The following is a 22409-nucleotide window of genomic DNA, read 5'->3' as shown; positions in this document are numbered from 1 at the left end:
GAACCGGCTCGATCGCTGCCCACTCCGCGTCCGTCAGATCAAACCGTGCCATTCACGATCCTCCATGGCTGGAGGACCAACGATCAGCGTGGGCAACCGTGCCAATCGTTATGAGTTCGCGGCCTAGTCCAGGATCGTGCGGCCGGCGAACCGTACGAATCGCAGGCTGTCCGGCTCGGAGATCATGGGGAGAAAGCAGCGATCATAACGATCGTCGTAGAAGGGCCGGCCGCAGACGCGAAAGCTGGCTCTGAGGTAGTACCGGACCAGGGCCGGCAGCGACAGGAACTCCGCGTCTTCGGCGATCTCTTCATCGGCCCGCGCCGATGCGGGTCCCGATGCGGCGGGCTCGGGTGCGCCGGACGGGGAAACCCATATTCCGTTGGTACACAATCCGCGCTTCTGGAGGATATCGAAACAGCGATCCGCATCCGCGATGTCGTTCGTGCTCATCAGCGCGCATCCACCGAAGTAGTCGATGTCGTTGTCTTTCAGGATGCCGTACAATTCCCTGTAGATCAGGCGCGTGACGTCCGTTCCCCGGTAAGCGGGCCTCACGGCGAAGCGGCCGATTTCGCAGACCTTCCATCCCGGCGGGACGAGGCTGAACGAAACCGAATCCTCCATGGACAATCCGTAGGTCGATCGGCTCTCGCTCTCGGCGCGGGATCGCGGCAGGATGACCCGCAGAGTGCCGACCGCTTCGAGGCCGTCATAGGCCATCAGGTGATGGGTGCGGCTCAAGACATCATAGGGTGTGATCTCGCGGCGGGCCGAATTCGCGATGCCCCGCATGGGCATCACCTCGACACAGACGTCGTAACGCAGGGCCGAAGCCTCGCCGATCTGCCGTATCGATGTCGCACGAACGATCTCGATCATCGGATCCCTGCCGGGATGCGCTCTTTGAGACCCGATGCTAATGGAGCGCCATGTCCTGAGTGATGCCGACATACATCGCTCGGGTGACAAGCGTGGTCCGGTAGATCATGTCGAGGTCGGCGGGCGACATGCCGATGAACATCCATTCCAAGTCCTCGACATGGCCGACGTCGGCGATGGCATGAAGGTCGAGGAACGTCAGGCTTTCCGTGATGCCGGGAATCGTGCTGCGGGTTCGCAGGGCTTCGGTGATCTTCCCGGCTCGCGCGACGGCGAGGCTTTCCAGGGCATAGGCGGCGCCCAGGACCCCGTTGGGATGGGCCGATGCCAGCGTGGCCTTGATCCACGCCTCGTAGACCGGAACCCAGTTGCCCCTTCCGCTCGGCAGCACCGCGGCGGGATCGTAGCCGAGTCGTGCGATGTCGTTGTCGATCAGGAGATCGTGGTCGGTTTCCTCATCGATCTTCTGCGCGGCGAAGGCGATATGCGCCTCGTCGCCGGACAGCTCGATCAGCCTGTTCTTCAGTCCGCTGAGGAGCGGATAGGTCAAGGTCACGTAATGACGGGCCTTGATCAGGAAATCGAGATAGGTCGCGGCCGACGCCGTCCCGTCGAGGAGGGCCGTCCAGCTGGGACACTGGTCGAGATCGCGGTAGAATTCGGCCTGGCCGAGGCGAAGCTTCGCGATGAACAGGTGCTCGCTGGCTAAAGCCATGGAAGTCATGTCCTCTGCGGGGCTCGATGCCGAGCCGAATGCACGCGGAGCGCGTGTGATTTCGCTGTTTACATCTCCCCTATGCACAATCAATGCGAGCACCGATCGATGAACGGATTGTGATCCGTCCGGCCGGAGCGCATCGTCCCGCCGCGCCGGGCGGCTCGGTCGGGCGAGCCCGCGCCTGGGACGATCCGCCCGAGGGGCGGCGACCGTACCAGTACCTATGGCCTATATCGCCCTCCCCCATCCGGCTGATATCAGGACGCGCGGGCCCGCGGGCCGATCCGTCGGGGATGGAATCCAGGCTTGAATCAGCACAGCACGGCGGCCCGGCTCTCCCTCGACCTGACGGCGTGCGATCGCGAGCCGATCCACATCGTCGGCAGCGTCCAGCCGCACGGCTTCCTGCTCGCGCTCGATGCCTCCGGCACCATCGTCCAGGCCAGCGCCAACGCCCCGGAATCCGCCGCCGTCGGCACCCGGCTCGAAGCAGCCTTTCCCGAACTCGACGCGCTGGTGCGCCGCTATCTCGACGGCGGGGCGATCCAGGACGGCGCCACCTACCTGCGCACCGTGGCGCTCGGGTCGGAGGACGCGCGGCTGTTCTACGAGGTGGCCGCGCACCGGGTCGACGGTCTCGTCGTGCTCGAACTGGAGGAGACCGACGACGCCTCGGGCGATGCCGGGCTCGATGCCCTGACGCCGCGGCTGCGCGCCTTCGTCGAGCGGCTGCACGCGGCCGGCAGCGTCGAGGACCTGTGCCAGCTGCTCGCCGAGGACATCCGCCACGTCACCGGCTTCGACCGGGCGCTGGTCTACCGGTTCGACCGCGACTGGCACGGCACCGTGCTGGCCGAGGCCGGCAACGGGGTGCTGCCGAGCTATCTCGATCTGCGCTTTCCCGCCTCCGACATCCCGGCCCAGGCGCGCGAACTCTACCGCCGCAACCGCCTGCGCATCATCCCGGATGCCGGCTACCGGCCCGTGCCGATCCGCCCCGGTACGACGCCCGCGGGTCGGCCGCTCGACCTCAGCCAGTCGGTGCTGCGCTCGGTCTCGCCCGTGCATGTCGAGTACATGCGCAACATGGGCACGATGGCCTCCATGTCGGTGTCGATCCTCGTCGACGGCGCGCTGTGGGGCCTCGTCTCCTGCCACAACCACGACCCGAAGCGGGTGCCGCTCCAGGCCCGCAACGCCTGCGACTTCCTCACCCAGATCTTCGCCCTGCAACTCTCGGCGAAAGTCCGCGGCGAGCAGGCCGAGCAGCGCCTCGCGCTCGGACAGGTGCAGGCGCGGCTCTTAGGCTTCATGGCCGAGGAAGAGAGCTTCATCGACGGCCTGCTCAACCACCCCGACGACGTGCTGGCGCTCGTCGATGCCTCGGGCGCGGCGGTGGTGACCGCGGATCGCTGCCGCCTGCTCGGATCGACCCCGCCCGAGCGCGAGGTGCGCGCCCTCTACGAATGGCTCTCGGAGCGGGCCGAGGCCGACGACGTGGTCGCCACCGACGCCCTCTCCGAGGAGTTTTCGCGCGCCGCAGCCATCGCCGACCGGGCGAGCGGGCTCCTCGCCATCTCGATCTCGAAGAAGTACGCCAGCTACGTTCTGTGGTTCCGGCCCGAGGTCGTTCGCACCGTCAAGTGGGGCGGCAACCCGGTCAAGGCGGCACATCCCGACCCGGCGGGCGGCCCCGACCGGCTGCACCCGCGCAAATCCTTCGAGATCTGGAAGGAGACGGTGAAGGGCCGCTCGTTGCCCTGGTCGATACCGGAGGTCGAGGCGGCCAAGGATTTGCGCGCCTCGGTGCTCGGCATCGTGCTGCGCCGCGCGGAAGAACTCGCGGCGATGAGCGAGGAGCTGCAGCGCTCCAACAAGGAGTTGGAGGCGTTCTCCTACTCGGTCAGCCACGATCTGCGCGCGCCGTTCCGGCACATCGTCGGCTACGCGAACCTGCTCAAGAACCGCGAGGGCAGCCACCTCACGGACAAGGGCCGCCACTATGTCGAGACCATCATCGAGGCCGCGTTCTCCGCCGGCACGCTGGTCGACAATCTGCTGACCTTCTCGCAGATGGGCCGCCACGCGCTCAACAAGGTGAGCGGCGACCTGAACGGGCTCGTCGAGGAGGTGCGCCGCAAGGTGCTGCGGGACGTGCCGCCGGATCGCACGGTGCGGTGGGAGATCGCCCCGCTCGGGCGCGTCCACGCCGACCCGGTGATGCTGCGGCTCGTGCTGGAGAACCTGCTCTCCAACGCCGTGAAATACACCCGCGGTCGCGAGCCGGCGGTCATCGCGGTCGAGCGGCTGGCGCCGCAGGAGGGGGAGGCGGTGTTCGTCGTGCGCGACAACGGCGTCGGCTTCGACATGGCCTATGTCGAGAAGCTGTTCGGCGTGTTCCAGCGGCTGCACCGGGTCGAGGAATTCGAGGGCACCGGCATCGGGCTCGCCAACGTGCGCCGCATCGTCGAGCGCCACGGCGGCCGGACCTGGGCCGAAGGCGAGCCGGGCCGCGGTGCCCGCTTCTACTTCACCCTGCCGCTCCGGGAGGAGGCTTAAACGCGCATGGCGAGCCTGAAGCCGATCCTCCTCGTCGAGGACAATCCCAACGACATCGAGCTGACGCTGGCGGCTCTCGAATCGAGCCAGCTCGCCAACCAGATCGTGATCTGCCGCGACGGTGCCGAGGCGCTCGACTTCATCTACCGTCGGGGCCCGCACGAGAACCGGGCGGTGCAGGATCCGGCCGTGGTGCTGCTCGATCTCAAGTTGCCGAAGGTCGATGGGCTGGAGGTTCTGGCCAAGGTGAAGGGCGATCCGGTCACCCGCGGCATCCCCGTTGTGATGCTGACCTCCTCGCGCGAGGAGACCGACGTGATCCGCTCCTACAATCTCGGCGTCAACGCCTTCGTGGTGAAGCCGGTCGCCTTCGACGAGTTCTTCGCCGCCATCAAGGAGATCGGCGTGTTCTGGGCGCTCCTCAACGAGCCGCCGCCGCACCGGGGAGGCTGGCCATCGAACGGATAATCGGGCCCTCCGCCGGCCCCTTGCGCATCCTCCATCTGGAGGACAGCGACCTCGACGCGGAGCTGATCGAGGCGGAGCTGGACAATCTCGGCCACCCGGTGGTGATCGAGCGGGTCATCACCCGCGACGAGTTCGCCGCCGCGGCGCAGCCGGGGCGCCACGACATCATCCTGGCCGACTACGTGCTGCCGACCTTTGACGGCGTGAGCGCGCTCGGCATCGCTCGCCAGCAATGTCCCGACACGCCGTTCATCTTCTGCTCGGGCACGCTCGGCGAGGAGGTCGCGGTCGAGGCGATCAAGAACGGCGCGACCGACTACGTCACCAAGCAGCGCCTCGGGCGCATGACCCGCACCATCATCCGCGCACTGGCCGAGCAGCGCGCCCGCGACGACAAGGCCGCCGCCGAGGCCGCGCTCCAGGCGCTCAACGACACGCTGGAGACGCGCATCCGGGAGCGCACCAGCGAACTCGCCGCCTCCAACACCGCTTTGCAGGACCAGATCGTTGAGCGCGAGCGCGCCGAGGACGCGCTGCGCCTCGTCCAGCGCCTCGACGCGGTCGGGCAGCTGACGAGCGGCGTCGCCCACGACTTCAACAACCTGCTCACCGTCATCGCCGGCAACATCGAGTTCCTGGAGCGCGTCGTCACCGACGAGCGCTCGAAGCGGCGTCTCGACATGATGCGCGGCGCGGCGGCGCGGGGCGCCAAGCTCACCGCGCAGCTGCTGGCCTTCTCCCGCCGCCAGCGGCTGGTGCCGCGGCCGGTCAGCCTCAACCAGACGGTCGTGTCGATGCGCGACCTCTTGGAAAGCTCGATCGGCGGGGCGATCCAGATCGAGACCACGCTTCAGGACGACCTCTGGCCGGCGCTTGTCGATGCGACCCAGATCGAACTCGTGATTCTCAACCTCGCCATCAACGCCCGCGACGCCATGGCGGTGGGCGGGCGGCTCACCATCGAAACCGCCAACGTCACGGTCGGCGAGGCGCCGACCCGGCCCGAGCAGCCGCAACCCGGCGAGTACGTGATGATCTCGGTGAGCGACACGGGCACCGGCATGACGCCGGAGGTGCTGGCGCGGGTGTTCGAGCCGTTCTTCACCACCAAGGCGGTCGGCAAGGGCTCCGGCCTCGGGCTCGCCCAGGTCTACGGCTTCGTTAAGCAATCGGGCGGCGGCGTTCGCATCGACACGGTGCCGGCCGAGGGCACCTCGATCAAGGTCTACCTGCCGCGCGTGGCCGAGGACACGGTGGCCCCCGTTCTGCCCGCTGCCGTCGAGGGCGCGCGGGCGCATCTGCCGGGGAGCCGCCCCGTCCTCCTCGTCGTGGACGACGACGCGGGCGTGCGCGAGGTGACCGCGACCCGGATGGCGGAGGCCGGCTACACCGTGCGCGAGGCGGCCTCCGGCCTCCAGGCGCTCGCCGCCCTCGATGCCGATGCCAACGTCGATCTCGTCGTGCTCGACTTCGCCATGCCGGGCATGAACGGGGCGGAAGCCGCGGGCGAGATCCGCAAGCGCTGGCCGGGGATGCCGGTGCTGTTCGTCACGGGCTTTGCCGACACCGACGCGCTGGCGCGTGCCGGCGCCGACGGCACCGACGCCATCGTCCTCAAGCCGTTCCGCGACGGGGAGTTGGAGCACAAGGTCGCCACCGCCCTGGCCGCCCGCACGTCGCCGGGCCTGCGGCTGGTCTCGGACCGCTCGCGCGGCGGCTGAGACGAGGCCGCACCCCTCCCATCCACCCCCCCCTCATCCTGAGGTGCCCGCCTCGGCGGGCCTCGAAGGAGGGCTCCAGGGACCGCGCGCGAGCTGGAGCCCTCCTTCGAGGCTACGCTGACGCTCCGCACCTCAGGATGAGGGGGATGGGTTGGATGAAGGGTGATTGCCGCACTTGCCGCGGTGCGAAAGGAATCCTCTATCCGTCCCGAACGCGGGACGGAGGGTTTCGGTGGCGCGTCGCATCCTGATCACCGGCGCCAGCATCGCCGGCAACACCGCCGCGTGGTGGCTCGGCCGGCACGGCTTCGACGTCACCGTGGTCGAGAGCGCTGCCGATTTCCGCGACGGCGGCCAGAACGTCGATATCCGCGGCGTCGGCCGCGAGGCCCTGCGCCGGATGGGGCTCGAACGGGCCGCCCTCGACCACGGCACCGGCGAGGAAGGCACCGCCTGGGTCGATCACCACGGCCGCCCCGTCGCGACCTTCCCCGCCGGAGACGCCGCGGGCGACGGGCCGACCGCCGAGATGGAGATTTTGCGCGGCGACCTCGCCCGCCTGCTCTACGACGGCGCGCGGGAGCGGGCGGCGTTTCGGTTCGGCGAGGCCGTGGCGGGGATCGAGCAGACGCCCGAGGCCGCGAGCGTCACCTTCGCGAGCGGCGGCACCGAAACCTTCGACGCGGTGATCGTCGCCGAAGGCGTCGGCTCGGCCACGCGCGAACGCGTGTTTCCGGGCGAGAACGCGCCGCGCCCGATGGACCTCACCATCGCCTACCTGACGATCCCCCGCGCGCCCTCCGACGACCGGCTCTGGCGCTGGTACAACGCGCCGGGCGGCCGGAGCGTGCAGTTGCGCCCGGACCCGCACGGGACCACGCGGGCGATGCTGGCGCTGCACGGGCCGCTGCCCGGCGCGCAGGACTGGGACGCCGCCCGCCAGAAGGCCTTCTTACGCGAACGCTTCGCCGACACGGGCTGGGAGGCGCCGCGCATCCTCGCCGCGCTGGACGACACGGACGACTTCTACTTCGACGTCCTGCGGCAGGTGCGGATGCCGCGCTGGTCGAACGGGCGCGTGGTGCTGACGGGCGACGCCGCATGGTGCGTGACCCCGCTCGCCGGCATCGGCGCGACGCTCGCGGTGACCGGTGCCACCGTGCTCGCGGGCGAGTTTTTGTCCGCCAACGATGTGCCGAGCGCGCTGGCGGCCTACGAGCGGGCGATGCGGCCGATGGTGGAGGAGGCCGCGGGCGTGCCGAAGATCGGGCCGCGGATCATGCATCCGAAGAGCCGCCTCGGCATCCGCCTGCTGCACGGCGCCCTCGGCCTCGCCAGCCGGCCCCGCCTGCGCGGCCTGTTCGCGAAGGTCTTCACGCAGAAGGGTACGGAGCCCGACCTGTCGCGCTACGACGGCCTCACGGCGTGAGGCCGTCGCCTCACCCCACCGGCACGCTCATCTCGAAATGCATGCCGCCCGCGTCGATGACGCGCTCGAAGCGGCCGCCGAGGCTGCGCTCGATCGTCTGGCGCAGGAGGCGCGAGCCGAAGCCGGTGCCGTCGGCCTTGGGGCCGTCCGCGGGCGTGCCGGTCTCGTCCCAGGTGAGCCGCAGCGTGCCGTCCGCCACGCCGCCGCCGAGGCGCAGGGTGCCGCGGCCCGACAGGGCGCCGTACTTGGCCGAGTTCGTCGCCAGCTCGTGGAAGATCATGGCGTAGTCGTTGACGTGGTCGGGGGCGACGACCGCGCCCTCGGCGATCTCGACCCGGATCTCGGCGCCGTCGCGGTAGGGCGTGAGGATGCGCTCGGCGAGGTTCCGCAACGGCACGCTGCCCTGGTCGAGCCGGTGCGCGCGGGTGGCCAGCGTCGTCGCCTCGTGGAGCACGCCGAAGCGGCGCGACAGGTCCTCGGCGAAGAGCGGCGCGGACTTGGCGTCGCGGGCCACGATGGCGGTCAGCGCGCGGGCCACCGTGAACATATTCGAGACCCGGTGGGCGAGTTCGTCGGCGAGCAGCCGCTCGGCCTCTTCCGCCCGCTTGCGCTCGGTGATGTCGAGGAAGATCGCCTGAAGCCACTCGCCGACCCGCCCGGTCTCGCCGCCGACGCCGCGGGCCGAGATCCAGCGCGCGTCCGGCCCTGCGCCGATGCGGAAATCGAAGCTGTAGGCGTGCGGGTCGTCGGCGCTCGCCATCCACTCCCGCATCATCATCTCGCGATCCTCGGGATGGACGCGGGCGAACAGCGCGTCGATCGGCACTACGGTCTCCGCGGTGCCCCAGAATTCGCGGCACAGGCCGTCGAGCTGGGCCAGCCGCTGCGTCGGCGACCACGCCCAAAGCCCGACCCCGCCGCGATGGATCGCCCCGGTGAAGCTTTCGAGGGTCCATCCCTCGCCGGTCAGTTCGGGCCCCTCGGCCATGGTTGTCCTGTGGTCACGGTTCGGTCGGGCGGCGCCCGCCCCCGGGGTCAACACGCCCGAACGGCCAAGGCTCCCTCGCGCGAGCGGGCACGATCGACGCGGGCACTCCCTGCCGATCCGAATAACAAAAACCGGCTTACTGGTAATTTCATATCATTGTGAGCCGCAAGCCGGCGACCACTTGAGGGCCTGTTCGTCACCTCGGCACCACGGAGGTTTCGTCAGTCTTCGTCACACTCTCCCCGTCACCGACCCGGTGACGGGCGTCGTCGGCGCTTGGCCGACGCACTGCATTGCGGCCACCGGCCCGGCCGCCCTCCCCACCGCATCGACCCGCAACACCGCCCGCGCGCGGCGGCGGTCGCGTGCGGCCCGGACCCATCGATCCACCCCGCAAAATCCCGCTCTCACGAAAGGAGACTTGAGACCATGCGACCCTACTTCGCCGAGTTCATCGGCACCTTCGTCCTCGTCCTGTGCGGCTGCGGCAGCGCCGTGCTGGCGGGCGACCACATCGGCTACAGCGGCGTGGCGCTCAGCTTCGGCTTCACCCTGATGGCCCTGATCTACGCGCTCGGGCCGATCTCCGGCTGCCATCTCAACCCGGCCGTCACCCTCGGCCTGACCCTGAGCCGCAAGTTCGACGCGGGCCGGCTGCCGGCCTACGTGATCGCCCAGGTGCTCGGCGCGGTCGCGGCCGCCGGCATCCTCTACGTCATCGCCAGCGGTCGCCCCGGCTTCGACGCCGTCGCGACGGGCTTCGCCTCGAACGGCTACGACATGCGCTCGCCCGGCCATTACGCGATGACGGCGGCCTTCCTCATCGAGTTCCTGCTGACCGGCCTCTTGGTCCTGACCATCCTCGGCGCGACCGACCTCAAGGCGCCGGTGGGTTTCGCCGGCCTCGCCATCGGCGCGGTGCTGGTGGTGATCCACCTCGTCTCGATCCCGGTGACGAACACCTCGGTCAACCCGGCTCGCAGCATCGGCCCGGCCCTGTTCGCGGGCGGCGCCGCGCTGCAGCAGCTCTGGCTGTTCGTGGTCGCGCCGCTGCTCGGTGGTGCCGCCGCCGCGCTGATCTACCGGACGATCCGCGCCCTCGATCCCGTCCTGCAGATGCCGCAGCGGCAGGCGATGCAGGCGCTGCTGGGCGAGACCGCCCAGCGCATGGACCGGGCCGGCGCCAAGCCGACGGAGTTCTGATCGCGACGAGCCGACGCCCGGTGCGGCCGGGCGTCGGCGACCGATCCATCAAGAGGGCGTGATTGGTGCGAGAATACCAAACACGCCCCAAGCGTCGCCGGAACCGAGCCGCCCGCGATCCGTTCATGCGGCGGCGCACAAGAGGCGGGCGGCGCCACCCGCCCCCACCGTCATCATCCGGTTGCCCGATCCGCCCACAGCGGACCGGGCCGCCGCGCCCGAACCCGCTTCCGATCCAGACGAGGACACCGCCCCGATGACCCTTCGCCCGCTGCTGTGCGCCCTCACCCTGCTGGCCGGCGCCCCGGCCTTCGCGCAAGAGACGAATCCGCAGCCGGCGCAGCGATCCGCGCCGGAATCGACGCAGGCGCCGAAGCAGGAGCCCGCCCCGATCCCGGCCCAGCCCGCGACGATGAACGACGACCTGCGGGTCAAGTTCGTCGCCCAGGCCCCCGAGGACGTGGTCGCCTCCAAGCTGATCGGCACCACCATCCGCAACGGCGCCAACGAGAGCATCGGCTCGGTCGCCGACATCGTGTTCGACGACAAGCGCGCGGTGAAATCCTACGTCGTCAGCGTCGGCGGCTTCCTCGGCCTCAACGCCAAATACGTCGCCATCGCCCCCGAGACCCTGAAGCTGACCCGCAAGGACGGCGGCGCGCTGGACGCGGTGATCGACACCGACAAGGACCAGCTCCGCGCCGCCCCGGAATACGTCTATCTCGGCTCCGAGCCGAAGAAGTAAGCCGGCAAATATCTTGAGCCATCGTTCGGAACGAGCAATGGCTCCGGATGTCCGGGCGCGAAGAGCGCCCCGCGCAGCGGCCTCGGCGTGAGCCGAGGCGTCTAGCGGAGCGAGCAGCCTAAGCCCGCGGATGCGGGCGCCGGCGCTTGAGGCCAGCAAAGAGACCATCACTTTAACTCGATCCGGCCGGGGCCGACCCTTGCGGGTCGCCGCCCGGCCGGTATCTCCCCGCTCCCCACACGCACGCTTCGGAGAACCGAATGAGCAGCCTCCGCACATCTGCCCTTCGTGGCGCCCTCCTCGGTCTCGCCCTGGCCGCCGCCGCCCCGGCGCTCGCCGACGACACCCCGACCACCGCGGGCGCCGTCGATCGCCTGAAAGGCCTCGGCAACGAGGCGCTCGGCAGCGCCAAGCGCGGCGTCGGCAACCTCACCGGCAACGAGCAACTGAAGGCCGAAGGCCGCGAACAGAAGCTGCGCGGTCAGGCCCAGCAGGAGCAGGGCAAGGCCAAGGACACGGTCGAGAACGCCCTCGACAAGTAGTTCTTTGGGCCGGTCCCGGCCGCGAGACGGCCGGGACCGGCGATTGGGTCGCACGGCCGGCCCCGCGTCCCGCGCTATCTCGGCCGCATGACCCGCGACTTCCCCATGACCCGCGCCGCCGGACTCGAACGGCTGGCGGCCTTCCTCGACGGGGCCGGCGCCGACTATGCCGCCGCCCGCAACACCGACCGCGGGCCGGAGAAGCACCCCACGACCTCGGCGCTGTCGCCCTACCTGCGCCGCCGCCTGCTGACCGAGGCCGAGGTGGCGGACGCCGCGCTCGCGGCCTTCGGCGAGGAGGGCGCGGAAAAGTTCGTCACCGAAGTTTTTTGGCGGACCTACTTCAAGGGCCATCTCGAGACCCATCCCGAGGCCTGGACCGGCTATCTCTCGGAAGTGGAGGCGCAGCGGCAACGCTTGAAGGCCGAGCCCGGCTTGCGCCGCACCTACGAGGCGGCGGTCGAGGGCCGCACCGGCATCGAGGGTTTCGACGACTGGGCCCGCGAACTCGTCGCCACCGGCTGGCTGCACAACCACGCCCGGATGTGGTTCGCCTCGATCTGGATTTTTTCCCTGCGCCTGCCCTGGCCGCTCGGCGCCGCGTTCTTCTTGGAGCATCTGCGCGACGGCGATCCGGCGAGCAACACCCTGTCCTGGCGCTGGGTGGCGGGCCTGCACACGCGCGGCAAGCACTACGTCGCGCGGGCCGACAACATCCGCCGCTACACCGAGGGCCGGTTCGATCCCACCGGGCTCGACGAGTACCCGGACGCCCTCGAAGAACAGCGGCCGCCGCGGGAGGAAAAGCTCGGCCCTGCCGATACGCCGCCGACGGGCGAGGTCGCGCTGCTGCTGCATCTCGACGACCTCCACCCCGAGAGCCTGCCCCTCGACGGCGCGAAAGTCCGGCGCGTCGGCGGGTTGGTCGCCCACGCGCCGGGCGCCGCGGAGCAGGTGCGCGCGGCGGACGAGGCCGCGATGGCCGATGGGTTGGGGCGCGCCGCCGCGCATTTCGGCTGCGAGGTCGCGCCGAGCATCGGGCCGGATTGGACCGGCGGATTGCCCGTCGTCACGGCCTGGGCGCCGGTCGGCCCCTCGGCCGATGCGCTGCCGGAGGGTTGCCTGCGGGTGCGCCGGGCCTGGGACGAGGCGGCGTGGCCGCTCTCGACCCGCGGCTTCTTCAAGCTGCGCTCAGGCATCCCGCGGCTGCTCTCCGAGCGCTGACGATCAGCCGACCAGCACCACCGCCTGCTTCACGTGAGCCGGGTGATCGATCTCGCCGGCGATGAAATGCGCCACGTCGGCCCGCGCGATCAGGCCGTTGCGCCAGGATTTTGGGTCGGTCAGCACCTTGTAGCGCCCGGTGGCCGAACCCGGCGTCAGCACGCCGGGGCGCACGAAGGTCCAGTCCAGCCCGCTCTTGCGGATGCGCATCTCCTGCGCGTCCTTGTCGTCGTAGGCCCGGCCGAACACGAGGCGGAACGGCACCCGCTGCAACAGGCCGATCGCGTCCCGGCTGTCGCCGGTGCCGAAGCCGGTCACCGCGATGAGGCGGCGCACGCCCGCCCGCTCCATCGCCGGCACCAGCCGGTTGGTCGCCTCCGAGAACAGGGTGACGGGGCCGAGCAGCTTCGAGGCCGGCACGCCGAGCGCCTGCACCACGACATCGACACCCTCGACCGCAGAGGCGACGTCGCCTGCATCCAGCGCGTTGCCGGTGAAGCGCTCCAGGCCGGGATCGGTGATCGCGATGTCGGCGGCGGAGCGGGCGAAGGCGCGCACGCGGTGGCCCGCCTTGAGCGCCGCCTTCACGGTCTCCAGGCCGATGCCTTGGCTTGCGCCGATGACGAGGACGTGGGCCACGATTGCCTCCCGAGTTCCGGTCCACGACTAATGCCGAAGCGCCGGCTCGGTGCCGCCGCCGGCCCGCGGCATTCCGGCCACCCCAGAGTGGGAACGGCCTCCGCCGCCCGATCTTTTGGTGTTCGCGTCGCGCGCGAGCCTGCGGAATCCGAACCTTGGAAAAAGTCGTCTACTACCTCTTCACCTTCCTCGAATCGGCGCTCTCGGTCGTCGGCATCCGGGCGACCTACGAGGAGCCGCGCTACGCGGTGGTCGAGCGGCTCGACCGCGGCGTGGAGGTGCGGGCCTACGAGCCGCGCGTCGCCGTCGAGACCGACGCGAAGGGCCAGCAGGACGGCGAGGCGTTCGGGCGGCTGTTTCGCTACATCACCGGCGCCAACCGGGGCGAGGCGCGCATCGCGATGACGACGCCGGTCGAGTCTGAGGGGCAAATGATCGCCATGACGGTGCCGGTCGAGCAGGGAACGGCCGGGACGATGCGGTTCTACCTGCCGCGGAAGGTGGTGGAAGCCGGCCCGCCCGAGCCGACCGAGGCCGGCGTGCGGATCGTGCGCATCCCGCAGGAGCGGCTGGCGGTCCTGCGCTTCTCCGGCAGCACGGCGCCGGACGTGCGACGCCAGCAATCCGCCATCCTCACCGAGGTGCTCGACAAGGCGGGGAAACGGCACCCCGATCCGCCCTTCTTCATGGGCTACGATCCGCCGTTCTCGATTCCCTTCCTGCGCCGCAACGAGGTCGCGGTGCGGCTGCCCGCGTCCGATACCTGATCAACGCCAGAACGGGCGCACCTCCAGCAGCGCCGCATGCGCCTCCGCGGCGTCCTTCAGTAGACTCTCGCTGCGGGCCTCGACGTCGGTGGCGACGAGGCCGGCGGAGAACAGGGCCGCGGCCGGATCGGGGGCGTCGCCGGACCGAGACTCCGGCGGGATCAGGCCGGCGCCGATCTCGTGGGCGGTCGCGATGTCGTTGAGCGCGCCGAGATGGTCCTGCAATGCCGCGAGTGCGGCCACGAACGCCCGGTGGCGTCGGCGCGCCTTGCCCTCGGCATAGAGCCCGGCAAAGAATTCGGCGCCGTAGCGCAGCTTCTTCGCCTCGATCCGCACTTGATGGCGCGCCTCCGGCTCCAGCCGGTCGAGGCGGCGCCCGCGCCGCTTGATCCGGCGGCGCAGGCGCTCCAGCACCTCCGCCGCGAATTTTGGGGCCGGGCGCTCCCGCTCGGTCCCGCTGCGGCGCCAGGGCCCGGCCTCGATCCAGGCGACGAGATCGATGATCAGCCCGCGCCACGCCGCGCTGTCGAGGATCGCCAGCACCACGGCGTAGGCCCGCTCGCGCTCGGGGAGGAGCAGGGCGCGCAGATCGTGCAGGCCGGTCTCGTCGGGGCGCCGCTCGATCTCGGGCGCCAGCGTCTCGTCGAGGAAGACGTCGAGGTTGCGCGCCCGCCCGAACGGCTCGGTGACGCGCTTGATCTCGTCGCGCAAGGTCGCGGCGGCGGGATCGGCGGCCAAGAGCGGCCGGAACAGGGTGAAGGCCGAGCGCAGCCGCCGCAGGGCGACGCGGATCTGGTGCAGCGCCTCCGGGTCGCGGTTCTCCAGAAACACCGCCTCGTTGAGGCGCAGGTGGCGCAGGCAGGCGCGGGCCACCGCGGCGAAGGCCTCTCCCGCATTTGCATCGGAATCGAGCCCGACCCGCTCGGCCTTGCTCGGCCGGTCGAGACGGCCCGCGAGCGCCGCCTCGCCGCGCTCGCTCTTGGTGAGGGCGCCGAGGCGCAGCGGCACGGTCTCGGCGAGCGCCTGGGCCAGGGCGAACAGGTCGGTGGGATCGCCCTCGCTCAGTTCGAGTTCGGCCTCGCAGACCGGCACCTCGCCGCCCGGAGTCTCGATCCGGCCGCGGTCGAGGGTGACGGCGATGGTCGAGGCGCCGTAGCGGATCGGGCGCACCCCCCGCTCGATCACCGTGGAGAAGCGGGCGGCGATCTCCGGCTCTCCGGCCTCGGCCAGCACCTTATCCGCGGGGGTGTCATCGAGGGCGGCGCGGTCCGGCGCGGGGCCGGGGATCGCCCGCTCCCACTCGGCCCGGTCGAACAAACCGGCGCCGCCGGCCCCGGCCTTCAGGGTCTGGATCACCCGCTCGCCGTCCGGGCCGGTCTCGCGGCGCACCCGCAGCGATAGGCCGGCGGCGCGCAGATCGCCCGCATCGGTGTCGTAATAGGTGGCCCGCAGGGTGAGCGTGCCCGCCTCTTGCGAATCGAGCAGCGGATGGACGGCGAGCGCCGCCAGATCGCCCGCGTCGCAATCCAGCTTCAGCTCGATCTCCCGCGCGGCTTTCATGGGGCGGGTGGTCTCCAACAGGCGCGTCGCCCGACTCGGCAGGCAAGCTCGACTTCCGGCTTACCATCGGCCCACCGGCCCCACCATCCTGCGCAACGGGACAAAACCCGGTTCATGACAGGAAAAGGGGCGGCAAGGCTGACGACAGCCGTACCGCCCCATGAAGAGCTAAGGTTCCGTGAGAGCAATCGAGACCCGAATGCTATGCTGCACCGGGCACGTATCCATCACCGGCCGAAGAACAGGCCCCTCAAATCAAGCGCTGCCATAAACCCCGAGACCTGAAGCGAAAAACCTCAAGTAGCGAAGCCTGCGGCGAGGCGCGGAGATTTTCTACTTCAGGATTCAACCAGCGTCAACGCGCCGCGGATACGGGCATCAAGCCTCCGAGCCGCTTGCCGGATACCCACGCCGTCTCACCCCGGCGGCGTCGCCGCGCCCGGCGCCTCGGCGCGGTTGCCCGGTGCCTCGCTGCCGCGCTCGGGCACGGCGGTGTCGGGGTAGCGCTTGCGGTACTCGGTGAGGAAGGCGGCGAGCGTCTCGGCCTTGGTCGCCTTGAGGGCGGCGTCGCGGAAGGCGGGGCTGCGGGCGGCGTCGGGGCGGGTCAGCATGGCGAAGGTGCGGGCATCCGCGCTCTCGGCCATCAATCCGGAAAACTTCGCCTTCAACCGCTCCAGCCCCAGGCCCTCGCCCGCGAGCCCGTAGGCGATGGCGGCGCGGATCACGTCGGCCTGCGCCGCCTCGTCGAGCGGCTTGCCCGAGCGCCACGCGGGTCCGAGCAGCAATTCGTGCGCCTCGCCGGCCTCGCGCCAGCGCCGGGCCGACCACAGGATGTCGGCGCGCAGCCGCTCGGCGTCGGTGCCGGTCTCGCCCTCGACGGTCTCAAGCGCCAGATCGGTGCGCGACAGGTCGGACAGGGCGCGGGCGCGCAGCAGGGCGCGGGCGCGGCGCACGTCCTCGGGCAGGCCGGGCTGGTGGGTGGCGTCGAGGGTCGCCATCGCCTCCAGCGGCTTGCCGTCCATCAGCCGGATCGTGGCGAGCCGGGCCGAGACGGAGGCGCGGGCCGGGCCGGTCAGGCGGTGCTCAATCTGGTATTGCAGCAACTCGTCGGCCGAATCGAGCAGGTCGAGGGCGACCAGCCGGTCGGCGAGGCGGCGCACGATCTCGTCGGCCCGCCGCCCCGGCGGGGCGAAGTCCTTGAAGTCGAAATAGAGCGCCAAAGCCTCGACGCCGTTGAGCTTTTCCCCGCGGACGCCGAGGAACAGGTCCTCGAACACCCGCTGGGCCTGCTCGTGCAGCGAGCGGATCGCGGGCGCGTCCGGCGCGAGGACGGAGCCGCGCCGCGCGGTCGCGAAGATCTTGCGCCAGCGCCCGGCCTCCTCGTAGAGGCCGCCAAGCGCCGCCAGCGTGCCGATCTCGGTCGGGCCGCCGTGCCAGAGGAGCTGCAGGCCCTCCAGCCGGTCGATGGCGTCGGGGAGCATGGTCTTGCCCAGCGTGTGGCCCAGCGTTGCCGCCCGCAGGGTCGCGGCGGCGGCCACCGGCCAGACGGCCTCGTTGCTCAGGGTTTCGTAGGCGGCGAGCGCCGCGGTGCCGCGGCCGGTCGCCTCGTCGATGCGGGCGCGCAGCAGGGCCATGCGGTCGCGGATTGTGTCGCTCGCCCCGCGGCCCGCGGCGGAGGAGGCGCGCGCGGCCTCCTCCCAGTCGCCGAGTTCGACCGCGACCTCCGCGGCGGAGGCGTAGAACAGCGAGGCCATCTCGTCGGGATAGCGCCGCAGCACGCCGTTGCCGGCCTGGAACGCGGCGCGCGCGTCGCCCCAGCGCCCGGCCTCGGCATCGAGCAGGCCGCGCCACAGCCGCGCCTCCGGGTTGGCGGCGAGCGCGGGCGCGGTCAGCAGCGGGCGCGCCTCGCCGAGGCGGCCCATGCGGGTGAGCAGGATGCCGCGCATCAGCCCGGTCAGCGGATCGCCCTCGACCACCACGTCGTCGGCCGCAGCGGTGGCCAGCGCGCCGAGCGCCTCGACGGAAAGGCCGTTGGCCATCATGGTCCGGGCCAGCGCGACATGGGCGGCGCCCCGGTCGCGCCGGCTCGCCTCGGTGATCCCGTTCAAGGCCTCGCGCAGGGTGGTGCGGACATCGCCGCGGCGAGCCCGCTCCCAGGCGTCGTTGTCGATGACGAGGTCGGACACGGCGCCGACCGGCGGATCGGGCGCGCGCGGCGGGCCCGACGCCGCCGCGACGTTGTCCGAGCCCGACACCGCCATGCCGCCCTCGCGGCCGATGGCGACGGCGTCGAGATCGGGCTGGACGGTGAGGTCGTCGGCGAGCGCCAGCACCGCGAGCCCGACCCGGCTCGGGATCAGCTCGAACTCGACGAAGCGCTGCGCCTTGGCGACCGCCGCCCGCTTCACCCCGTCGGCGGTGACGACGGCGATGCGCTCGCCGTCGAGATCGAGCCAGCCCGCCGGGCCGACGCCGGGCAGGCGCACGCTGATGCCGATGCGCTCGCGCTGGCCCTGGCGGCGCTGCGCGGTCAGGCTCTCGCTCGGCACCGTGCCGTCGCCCGAGGCCAGCTCCCAGCCGTCCGGCTCGGTGACGGGAAACAGATCGACGAGGCGGCCCGCGGGCTTGGCGAAGCGCATGACGGTGAAGCCGCCGCTGCGGGTGGGTTCGCCGAGGGGGACGAGATCCGCCGAGGCCTTGGCCGGCAACGCCACCGGATCGGTCGTGGCGAAGACCAGGGTGACGACGCCGCCGCGCTCGAACAGGGCGGCGGGCACCCGCTTGCGGAACGGGAAGACGAGGCCGGCGCCGGCCTTCGGCAGAGCGGGCTCGGCGGTGCGGGCCGGCGCAGCGACGGGAGGCGGTGCCGTCTCCGCGGCTTTCACCGGAGCCGGAGCCGCCGCCGGGGCAGGGGAGGGGGGCTGCGGGATCGCCGGGAGTTCGGCCGTGGGAAGCGGCTTCGTCAGGAAATCGAGGGTGACGACGTCGCCGTCGCGGGCGGTCGAGACGGCGACGCCCTCGGCCGGCGTGATGAGGACGTGGGCTTCCCTGTCGTCGGCATCGATGGCGACGCGGCCGAGCGCCGGGTCGAAGCGCCCGCGCAGGCTGCGGTCGTCGATGCGCCACGCCCCCGGCAGCGTCAGCCGGGTGGACTTGTCCTGCGGGCTGAAGGCGGCCTCGGTGCCCTCGGGCAGGCTGAGGCTGAGCCGCGTGCGCAGGGCGTTGTGCGACAGTTCGAGGGTGAGCGGGCGCCGCACGATCGCCGGGGTGCGGGCCTTGAGCTGGGCTTCCGCCGCGGCGGCCCGGCGGATCAGGTCGGCCACCACCTCCGGGGGCAGCGGGGGCGGGAAGCCGCTCCAGCTCGCGGGCAGAAGATCGATGAAGACCTGCTCGGCGGCGTCCTGCACGTTGATCCGGTAGCCGCGCTGGAGCGCGAGCCGCATCGCCGCGCCGTCGGGGTCGCGCCGCACCGCCGAGACGTAATCGGGCATGCCCGCCGCGATCTTTTCCGGGCCGGCGGAGACCGCCTCGCCGAAGCCGAGCACCAGCACGGTGCCGGATTGCCGCGCCTTGACCGAGACCGGCGTGTCGAAGGTGAGGACGATGCGGCCGTAGCCCTCGGCCTGGCTGCCCTTGGCCGAGACCAGCTTGGCGGCTTCGGCACTGACGCTCATCAGGCCGAGCGCGAGCCCGGCCCGCAGGACCGTCTTAAGACCCGGCGCCCGGGACCGTCCCGCCATCGCCCCCGCCCACACTCGCGGCGGCCCCGACCTCAACCAGGTCCGCGCCGCCGAACGCCACTCGTGCCGCACTCTCGCGCAACGCGGTGAATGGGCGCTTAAGGTGGGGACCGACTACGAGGCCTTGCGCAGCACCAGTCCCGGAATGCTGCTGCCCTTCTCGCCGAACAGCTCGGCCGCCTTGCGGCAGCTCTCGTCGACGTTCTTCCGGTAGGCCTCGGTGTAGCTCATGCTGCGCATGAGCAACTCGCCCTTCGAGATCGCATCGAGGTCCACGCCCATTTTGGCGACGACCGCCTTGAAGCGCTCGTAGTCGGGCTGGACGTCCTTGCAGGACTCGCCGACGAAGCGCATCAGCCCGGCGAGCTTGGCCGCGTTGGTCTGCTGCCGGTTCGGCTCGGGCGGGGGCGCCTCCGTCGGCGCGCCCGCGGGGGCTTCATTTTTGGGAGCCTCCTGGGCGCCCGCCGCCAGCGGCAGCGCGAGCAGGAGGGCCGCGGCGAGGGCGCGATGTCTCATGGGTGTGTTCCTCTCCTCGAAGCCCGCCCGATCGTGTCGCGTCGGAGCGCGGCTTCTCAGCCGATCGATGGATGCGCCCGCCTTGCGAAGCAGGCTCCGGGAGCCGCTTCAAGGGTTTGGGTCCGGTCATCCGGTCCGCCCCCTGTGCCAAGAACGGATCGGCTTGGCGAGGGGCGGGCGCCTGATCGGCGGCTTAGGAATGCCTCATGAAGCGGGCGCGCCCGCTCAGCCGACGTTGAGCCGCCGCCCGCGGTTCCATGCCAGAAAAGGCACGCCGGAGAGGAGGCTCGCCAGCGCCGCGTCGGTCTGGTGCAGCCCGTTCACCGAGACCCGCGGCAGGGCGTGGGGATGGGCGGCGTGGTCGGAAAAGAGATGGCCCGGCCGCGTCGTCACCGCCGTGGCGAAGCCGAGATCGCGGGCGAGCGTGAAGTCGCGCGGGCCCGCCGAGGTCGGATCGCCCACGGGGTAGGAGAGGTGGCGCACCGAACGGCCGGTTTCGGCCTCGATCCGGACGCGGCTCTCGTCCATCTCGCGGCGGGCGGTTCTCGCATCGTGCTTGGCGAGCATCGGATGCGAGAGCGTGTGCGCGCCGAGCGTCACGGCCGGGTCGCGGCCGAGCGCGCGCAACGCGTCCCAGGTCAGGCAAAGCTCTTCCGCGACCGTGCCCGGCACGAGGCCGGCACGGCGGCACAAGCCGGCGATTTCATCGAGCAGAACCTCTTCCGGTCCCGCCCGCAGGGCCCGGTAGGCCGCCTCGAACGCGGCGCCCTTCTCCGCCGTATTCCGCGCCGGGCAGTCGAGGCCGCTCGCCAGCGTCACCCGGTCGAGCCGGGCGACCGCGCGTTCCAGCTCGATCCACCACAGGCGCCCGCTCTGGTCGGCGAAATCGGCCGTGACGAACAGGGTCCAGGGCGCGCCGTGCCGGGCCAGCACCGGCCGGGCGTGGACGAGGTTGTCGCGGTAGCCGTCGTCGAAGGTCAGCACCGCGAAGGGACGTCCGGGCGCCGGGTCGGCGAGGCGGTCCGGCACGGCGTCGAGGCCGACGATCTCGAAGCCGCGCTGCTTGAGAGCGGTCAGCGTCCGGTCGAGGAAGGCCGGGGTGATCGACAGGAGCGCGTTCGGGGAAAACGGCGCGGGCGGCTCCGGCCGGACATGGTGGAAGGTGAGGATGATGCCGCGCCCGCGAGCCAGGGGGCCGAGCCATCGGTCGGCACCGAGCGCGGTGATCGTGGCGAATCCGGCGCGGAACAGGCGGGGGCGGGAGACGGACATGCTCCGCATCCTAAGGCCAAGCCCGACAAGCATTCGTTACCCATCGCGACAGATCGATTGCGCGCAATAACCGACGCTTGAGGGAAACGGAGCGAGGGTCCGGGCCTTCGCCTCAAGGGCGCAGCCGGGATCGCACGTCATGACGGCACTCGCCGAGAACCTGGGTCGGGCCGCGCTCGAGGGGGCCGCCGCCCGCGGCACCCTCACGGTCGAGATTTTTTCCGATCTGCCGGCGGCGGAGACCGCGTGGCGAGCGCTGGAAGCCGATCCGGCGGCGCTGATGACGCCGTATCAGCGCTTCGACTGGGTCGCGGCCTATGCCGGCGCCGGGATCGCGGCCGAGACGCGGGTGCTGATCCTGCGGGACGAGGCGGGCCGGCCGCGGCTGCTGATCCCGCTCGCGGTCGGGCGGCTCGGGCCCCTGCGGGTCGCGCGGGTGATCGGGGATCGCCACGCCAACTTCCACATGCCGCTCTTCGCCTCCCGCGAGGCGGCGGCGATGCGCCCGGAGGAACTGGCCGAGGCGCTGGTGCGGGCCGGGCGGCAAGCCGGCATCGACGCGTTTCGCTTCACCCACCAGCCGCGCTTCTGGGACGGGGTGCCGAACCCGCTGAGCCATCGCGGCCAGCCCGCGCCCAGCGACGCCTACGGCCTGCTGCTCGGCCCCGACGCGGGGGCGACGCTCAAGCGCGTCTTCAGCGGCGACGCGCGGAAAAAGGTCCGGGCCAAGGAGCGCAAGCTGGTGGAGGCCCTAGGGCCGGTGCGCCACCGCGTCGCCGCGACGGTCGCGGAGGTGCAAGCCATCCAGGCGGCGTTCTACGCGCAGAAGGCGGCCCGATTCGCCGCGCTCGGCGTCACCGATGCCTATGCCGAACCGGCGGTGCGCCGGTTCATCACGGCTGCCACCGCGCCGGTCGAGGGGCGCGGCCCGGCGATCGAGGTGCATGCTCTGGAGACCGAATCCGGCCGGGTGCTCGCGACCTTCGGCGGCGCGGTCGATGCCCACCGCTTCTGCGGGATGTGGACCTCGTTCGACACCGATCCGGAGCTCGGCCGCTTCAGCCCCGGCGAGATCCTGCTGCACCGCCTGATCGGCGATCAATCGGCCCGCGGTCGCCGGGCGCTCGACCTCGGCGTCGGCGAGGCGAGCTACAAGGCCAAGACCTGCGACGAGACCATCGAACTGGTGGAATCGGTGGTGCCGGTGAGCGCGGCGGGCCATCTCTTCGCGGTCGCCGCGGGGAGTGCGGTGCGGCTGAAGCACCGGATCAAGCGCTCGCCGCGGCTTTTTGCAGTGGCGCAACGGCTGCGGAAGCTGCGGCGGGGATGAGGCGCATCCCCTCTCCCTGCCGTGCGGGGAGAGGGCTTCATGCCCCCTCGTCGGGGCATGAAGCGAGGCGGCAGCCGAAGGTGAGGGGGCCTCGACGGAAGAGGCT

The 22409-nt window shown here is 71.3% G+C and carries 18 protein-coding genes; 10 read left to right on the top strand and 8 right to left on the bottom strand.

The features are described from left to right. Positions 1 to 123: 123 nt before the first annotated feature. On the bottom strand, positions 124 to 882 hold the full coding sequence (locus AAHG03_RS14900; RefSeq protein WP_342151458.1) for a GNAT family N-acetyltransferase: 759 nt from the start codon (positions 880 to 882) through the stop codon (positions 124 to 126). 37 nt (positions 883 to 919) lie between these two features. Continuing rightward, positions 920 to 1699 carry an iron-containing redox enzyme family protein gene (locus tag AAHG03_RS14895; RefSeq protein ID WP_342151457.1) on the bottom strand — a complete coding sequence of 260 codons (780 nt, stop codon included), beginning with the start codon at positions 1697 to 1699 and terminating at the stop codon, positions 920 to 922. Positions 1700 to 1906: 207 nt separating this feature from the next. On the opposite strand from AAHG03_RS14895, the gene AAHG03_RS14890 reads away from it, so the two are divergent. The 4 genes from AAHG03_RS14890 to AAHG03_RS14875 all read left to right on the top strand — a co-directional run bounded on the left by AAHG03_RS14890 (position 1907) and on the right by AAHG03_RS14875 (position 7777). Then, positions 1907 to 4159: an ATP-binding protein gene (locus AAHG03_RS14890; RefSeq protein ID WP_342151456.1), complete on the top strand. Its 2253-nt coding sequence runs from the start codon at positions 1907 to 1909 to the stop codon at positions 4157 to 4159. A 6-nt stretch (positions 4160 to 4165) separates the two neighbouring features. Then, positions 4166 to 4627, top strand: coding sequence for a response regulator (locus AAHG03_RS14885; protein WP_342151455.1), 462 nt, complete (start codon positions 4166 to 4168; stop codon positions 4625 to 4627). Beyond that, positions 4624 to 6348, top strand: a complete 1725-nt coding sequence (locus tag AAHG03_RS14880; RefSeq protein WP_342151465.1) for a response regulator — start codon at positions 4624 to 4626, stop codon at positions 6346 to 6348. Before AAHG03_RS14885 ends, AAHG03_RS14880 begins: the two co-directional genes overlap by 4 nt. A 232-nt stretch (positions 6349 to 6580) precedes the next feature. After that, positions 6581 to 7777 carry an FAD-dependent monooxygenase gene (locus tag AAHG03_RS14875; protein ID WP_342151454.1) on the top strand — a complete coding sequence of 399 codons (1197 nt, stop codon included), beginning with the start codon at positions 6581 to 6583 and terminating at the stop codon, positions 7775 to 7777. 10 nt (positions 7778 to 7787) lie between these two features. Here the strand turns inward: AAHG03_RS14875 and AAHG03_RS14870 are convergent, their stop codons facing one another. Further along, entirely contained in the window at positions 7788 to 8765 is a 978-nt protein-coding gene (locus AAHG03_RS14870) for a sensor histidine kinase (protein WP_342151453.1), read from the bottom strand. A gap of 429 nt (positions 8766 to 9194) precedes the next feature. Here AAHG03_RS14870 and aqpZ point away from each other — a divergent pair, with 429 nt between their 5' ends. The 4 genes from aqpZ (at position 9195) to AAHG03_RS14850 (ending at position 12479) form a co-directional block, all read left to right on the top strand. Then, the gene (gene aqpZ / locus AAHG03_RS14865; RefSeq protein ID WP_342151452.1) at positions 9195 to 9968 is read left to right on the top strand and encodes an aquaporin Z; all 774 of its coding nucleotides are present in this window, start codon (positions 9195 to 9197) and stop codon (positions 9966 to 9968) included. A 256-nt stretch (positions 9969 to 10224) separates the two neighbouring features. Then, a complete protein-coding gene (locus AAHG03_RS14860) occupies positions 10225 to 10713 on the top strand; it encodes a PRC-barrel domain-containing protein (protein ID WP_342151451.1) in 489 nt (162 codons plus the stop codon). A 260-nt stretch (positions 10714 to 10973) separates the two neighbouring features. Continuing rightward, positions 10974 to 11255: a CsbD family protein gene (locus AAHG03_RS14855; RefSeq protein ID WP_342151450.1), complete on the top strand. Its 282-nt coding sequence runs from the start codon at positions 10974 to 10976 to the stop codon at positions 11253 to 11255. A gap of 105 nt (positions 11256 to 11360) precedes the next feature. Beyond that, positions 11361 to 12479 (top strand): FAD-binding domain-containing protein, encoded by a 1119-nt coding sequence (locus AAHG03_RS14850; protein ID WP_342151449.1) that lies wholly within the window; start codon positions 11361 to 11363, stop codon positions 12477 to 12479. 3 nt (positions 12480 to 12482) lie between these two features. Here the strand turns inward: AAHG03_RS14850 and AAHG03_RS14845 are convergent, their stop codons facing one another. Beyond that, positions 12483 to 13118: an NAD(P)-dependent oxidoreductase gene (locus AAHG03_RS14845; RefSeq protein ID WP_342151448.1), complete on the bottom strand. Its 636-nt coding sequence runs from the start codon at positions 13116 to 13118 to the stop codon at positions 12483 to 12485. Positions 13119 to 13273: 155 nt separating this feature from the next. Here AAHG03_RS14845 and AAHG03_RS14840 point away from each other — a divergent pair, with 155 nt between their 5' ends. Continuing rightward, entirely contained in the window at positions 13274 to 13885 is a 612-nt protein-coding gene (locus AAHG03_RS14840; protein WP_342151447.1) for an SOUL family heme-binding protein, read from the top strand. Here the strand turns inward: AAHG03_RS14840 and AAHG03_RS14835 are convergent, their stop codons facing one another. The 4 genes from AAHG03_RS14835 to AAHG03_RS14820 form a co-directional block, all read right to left on the bottom strand. Continuing rightward, positions 13886 to 15445, bottom strand: a complete 1560-nt coding sequence (locus tag AAHG03_RS14835) for a CYTH and CHAD domain-containing protein (protein WP_342151446.1) — start codon at positions 15443 to 15445, stop codon at positions 13886 to 13888. A gap of 416 nt (positions 15446 to 15861) precedes the next feature. Next, positions 15862 to 19185, bottom strand: a complete 3324-nt coding sequence (locus tag AAHG03_RS14830; RefSeq protein ID WP_342151445.1) for a tetratricopeptide repeat protein — start codon at positions 19183 to 19185, stop codon at positions 15862 to 15864. 114 nt (positions 19186 to 19299) lie between these two features. Next, a complete protein-coding gene (locus tag AAHG03_RS14825; RefSeq protein WP_342151444.1) occupies positions 19300 to 19701 on the bottom strand; it encodes a hypothetical protein in 402 nt (133 codons plus the stop codon). A 225-nt stretch (positions 19702 to 19926) separates the two neighbouring features. After that, the gene (locus AAHG03_RS14820; protein WP_342151443.1) at positions 19927 to 20973 is read right to left on the bottom strand and encodes a polysaccharide deacetylase family protein; all 1047 of its coding nucleotides are present in this window, start codon (positions 20971 to 20973) and stop codon (positions 19927 to 19929) included. 139 nt (positions 20974 to 21112) lie between these two features. On the opposite strand from AAHG03_RS14820, the gene AAHG03_RS14815 reads away from it, so the two are divergent. Continuing rightward, entirely contained in the window at positions 21113 to 22303 is a 1191-nt protein-coding gene (locus AAHG03_RS14815; RefSeq protein WP_342151442.1) for a GNAT family N-acetyltransferase, read from the top strand. Positions 22304 to 22409 lie beyond the last annotated feature (106 nt).

Origin of the sequence: Methylorubrum subtropicum (assembly GCF_038442325.1) — a bacterium.
GTDB lineage: Bacteria > Pseudomonadota > Alphaproteobacteria > Rhizobiales > Beijerinckiaceae > Methylobacterium > Methylobacterium subtropicum.
This window is presented reverse-complemented; position numbering and strand designations above follow the sequence as displayed.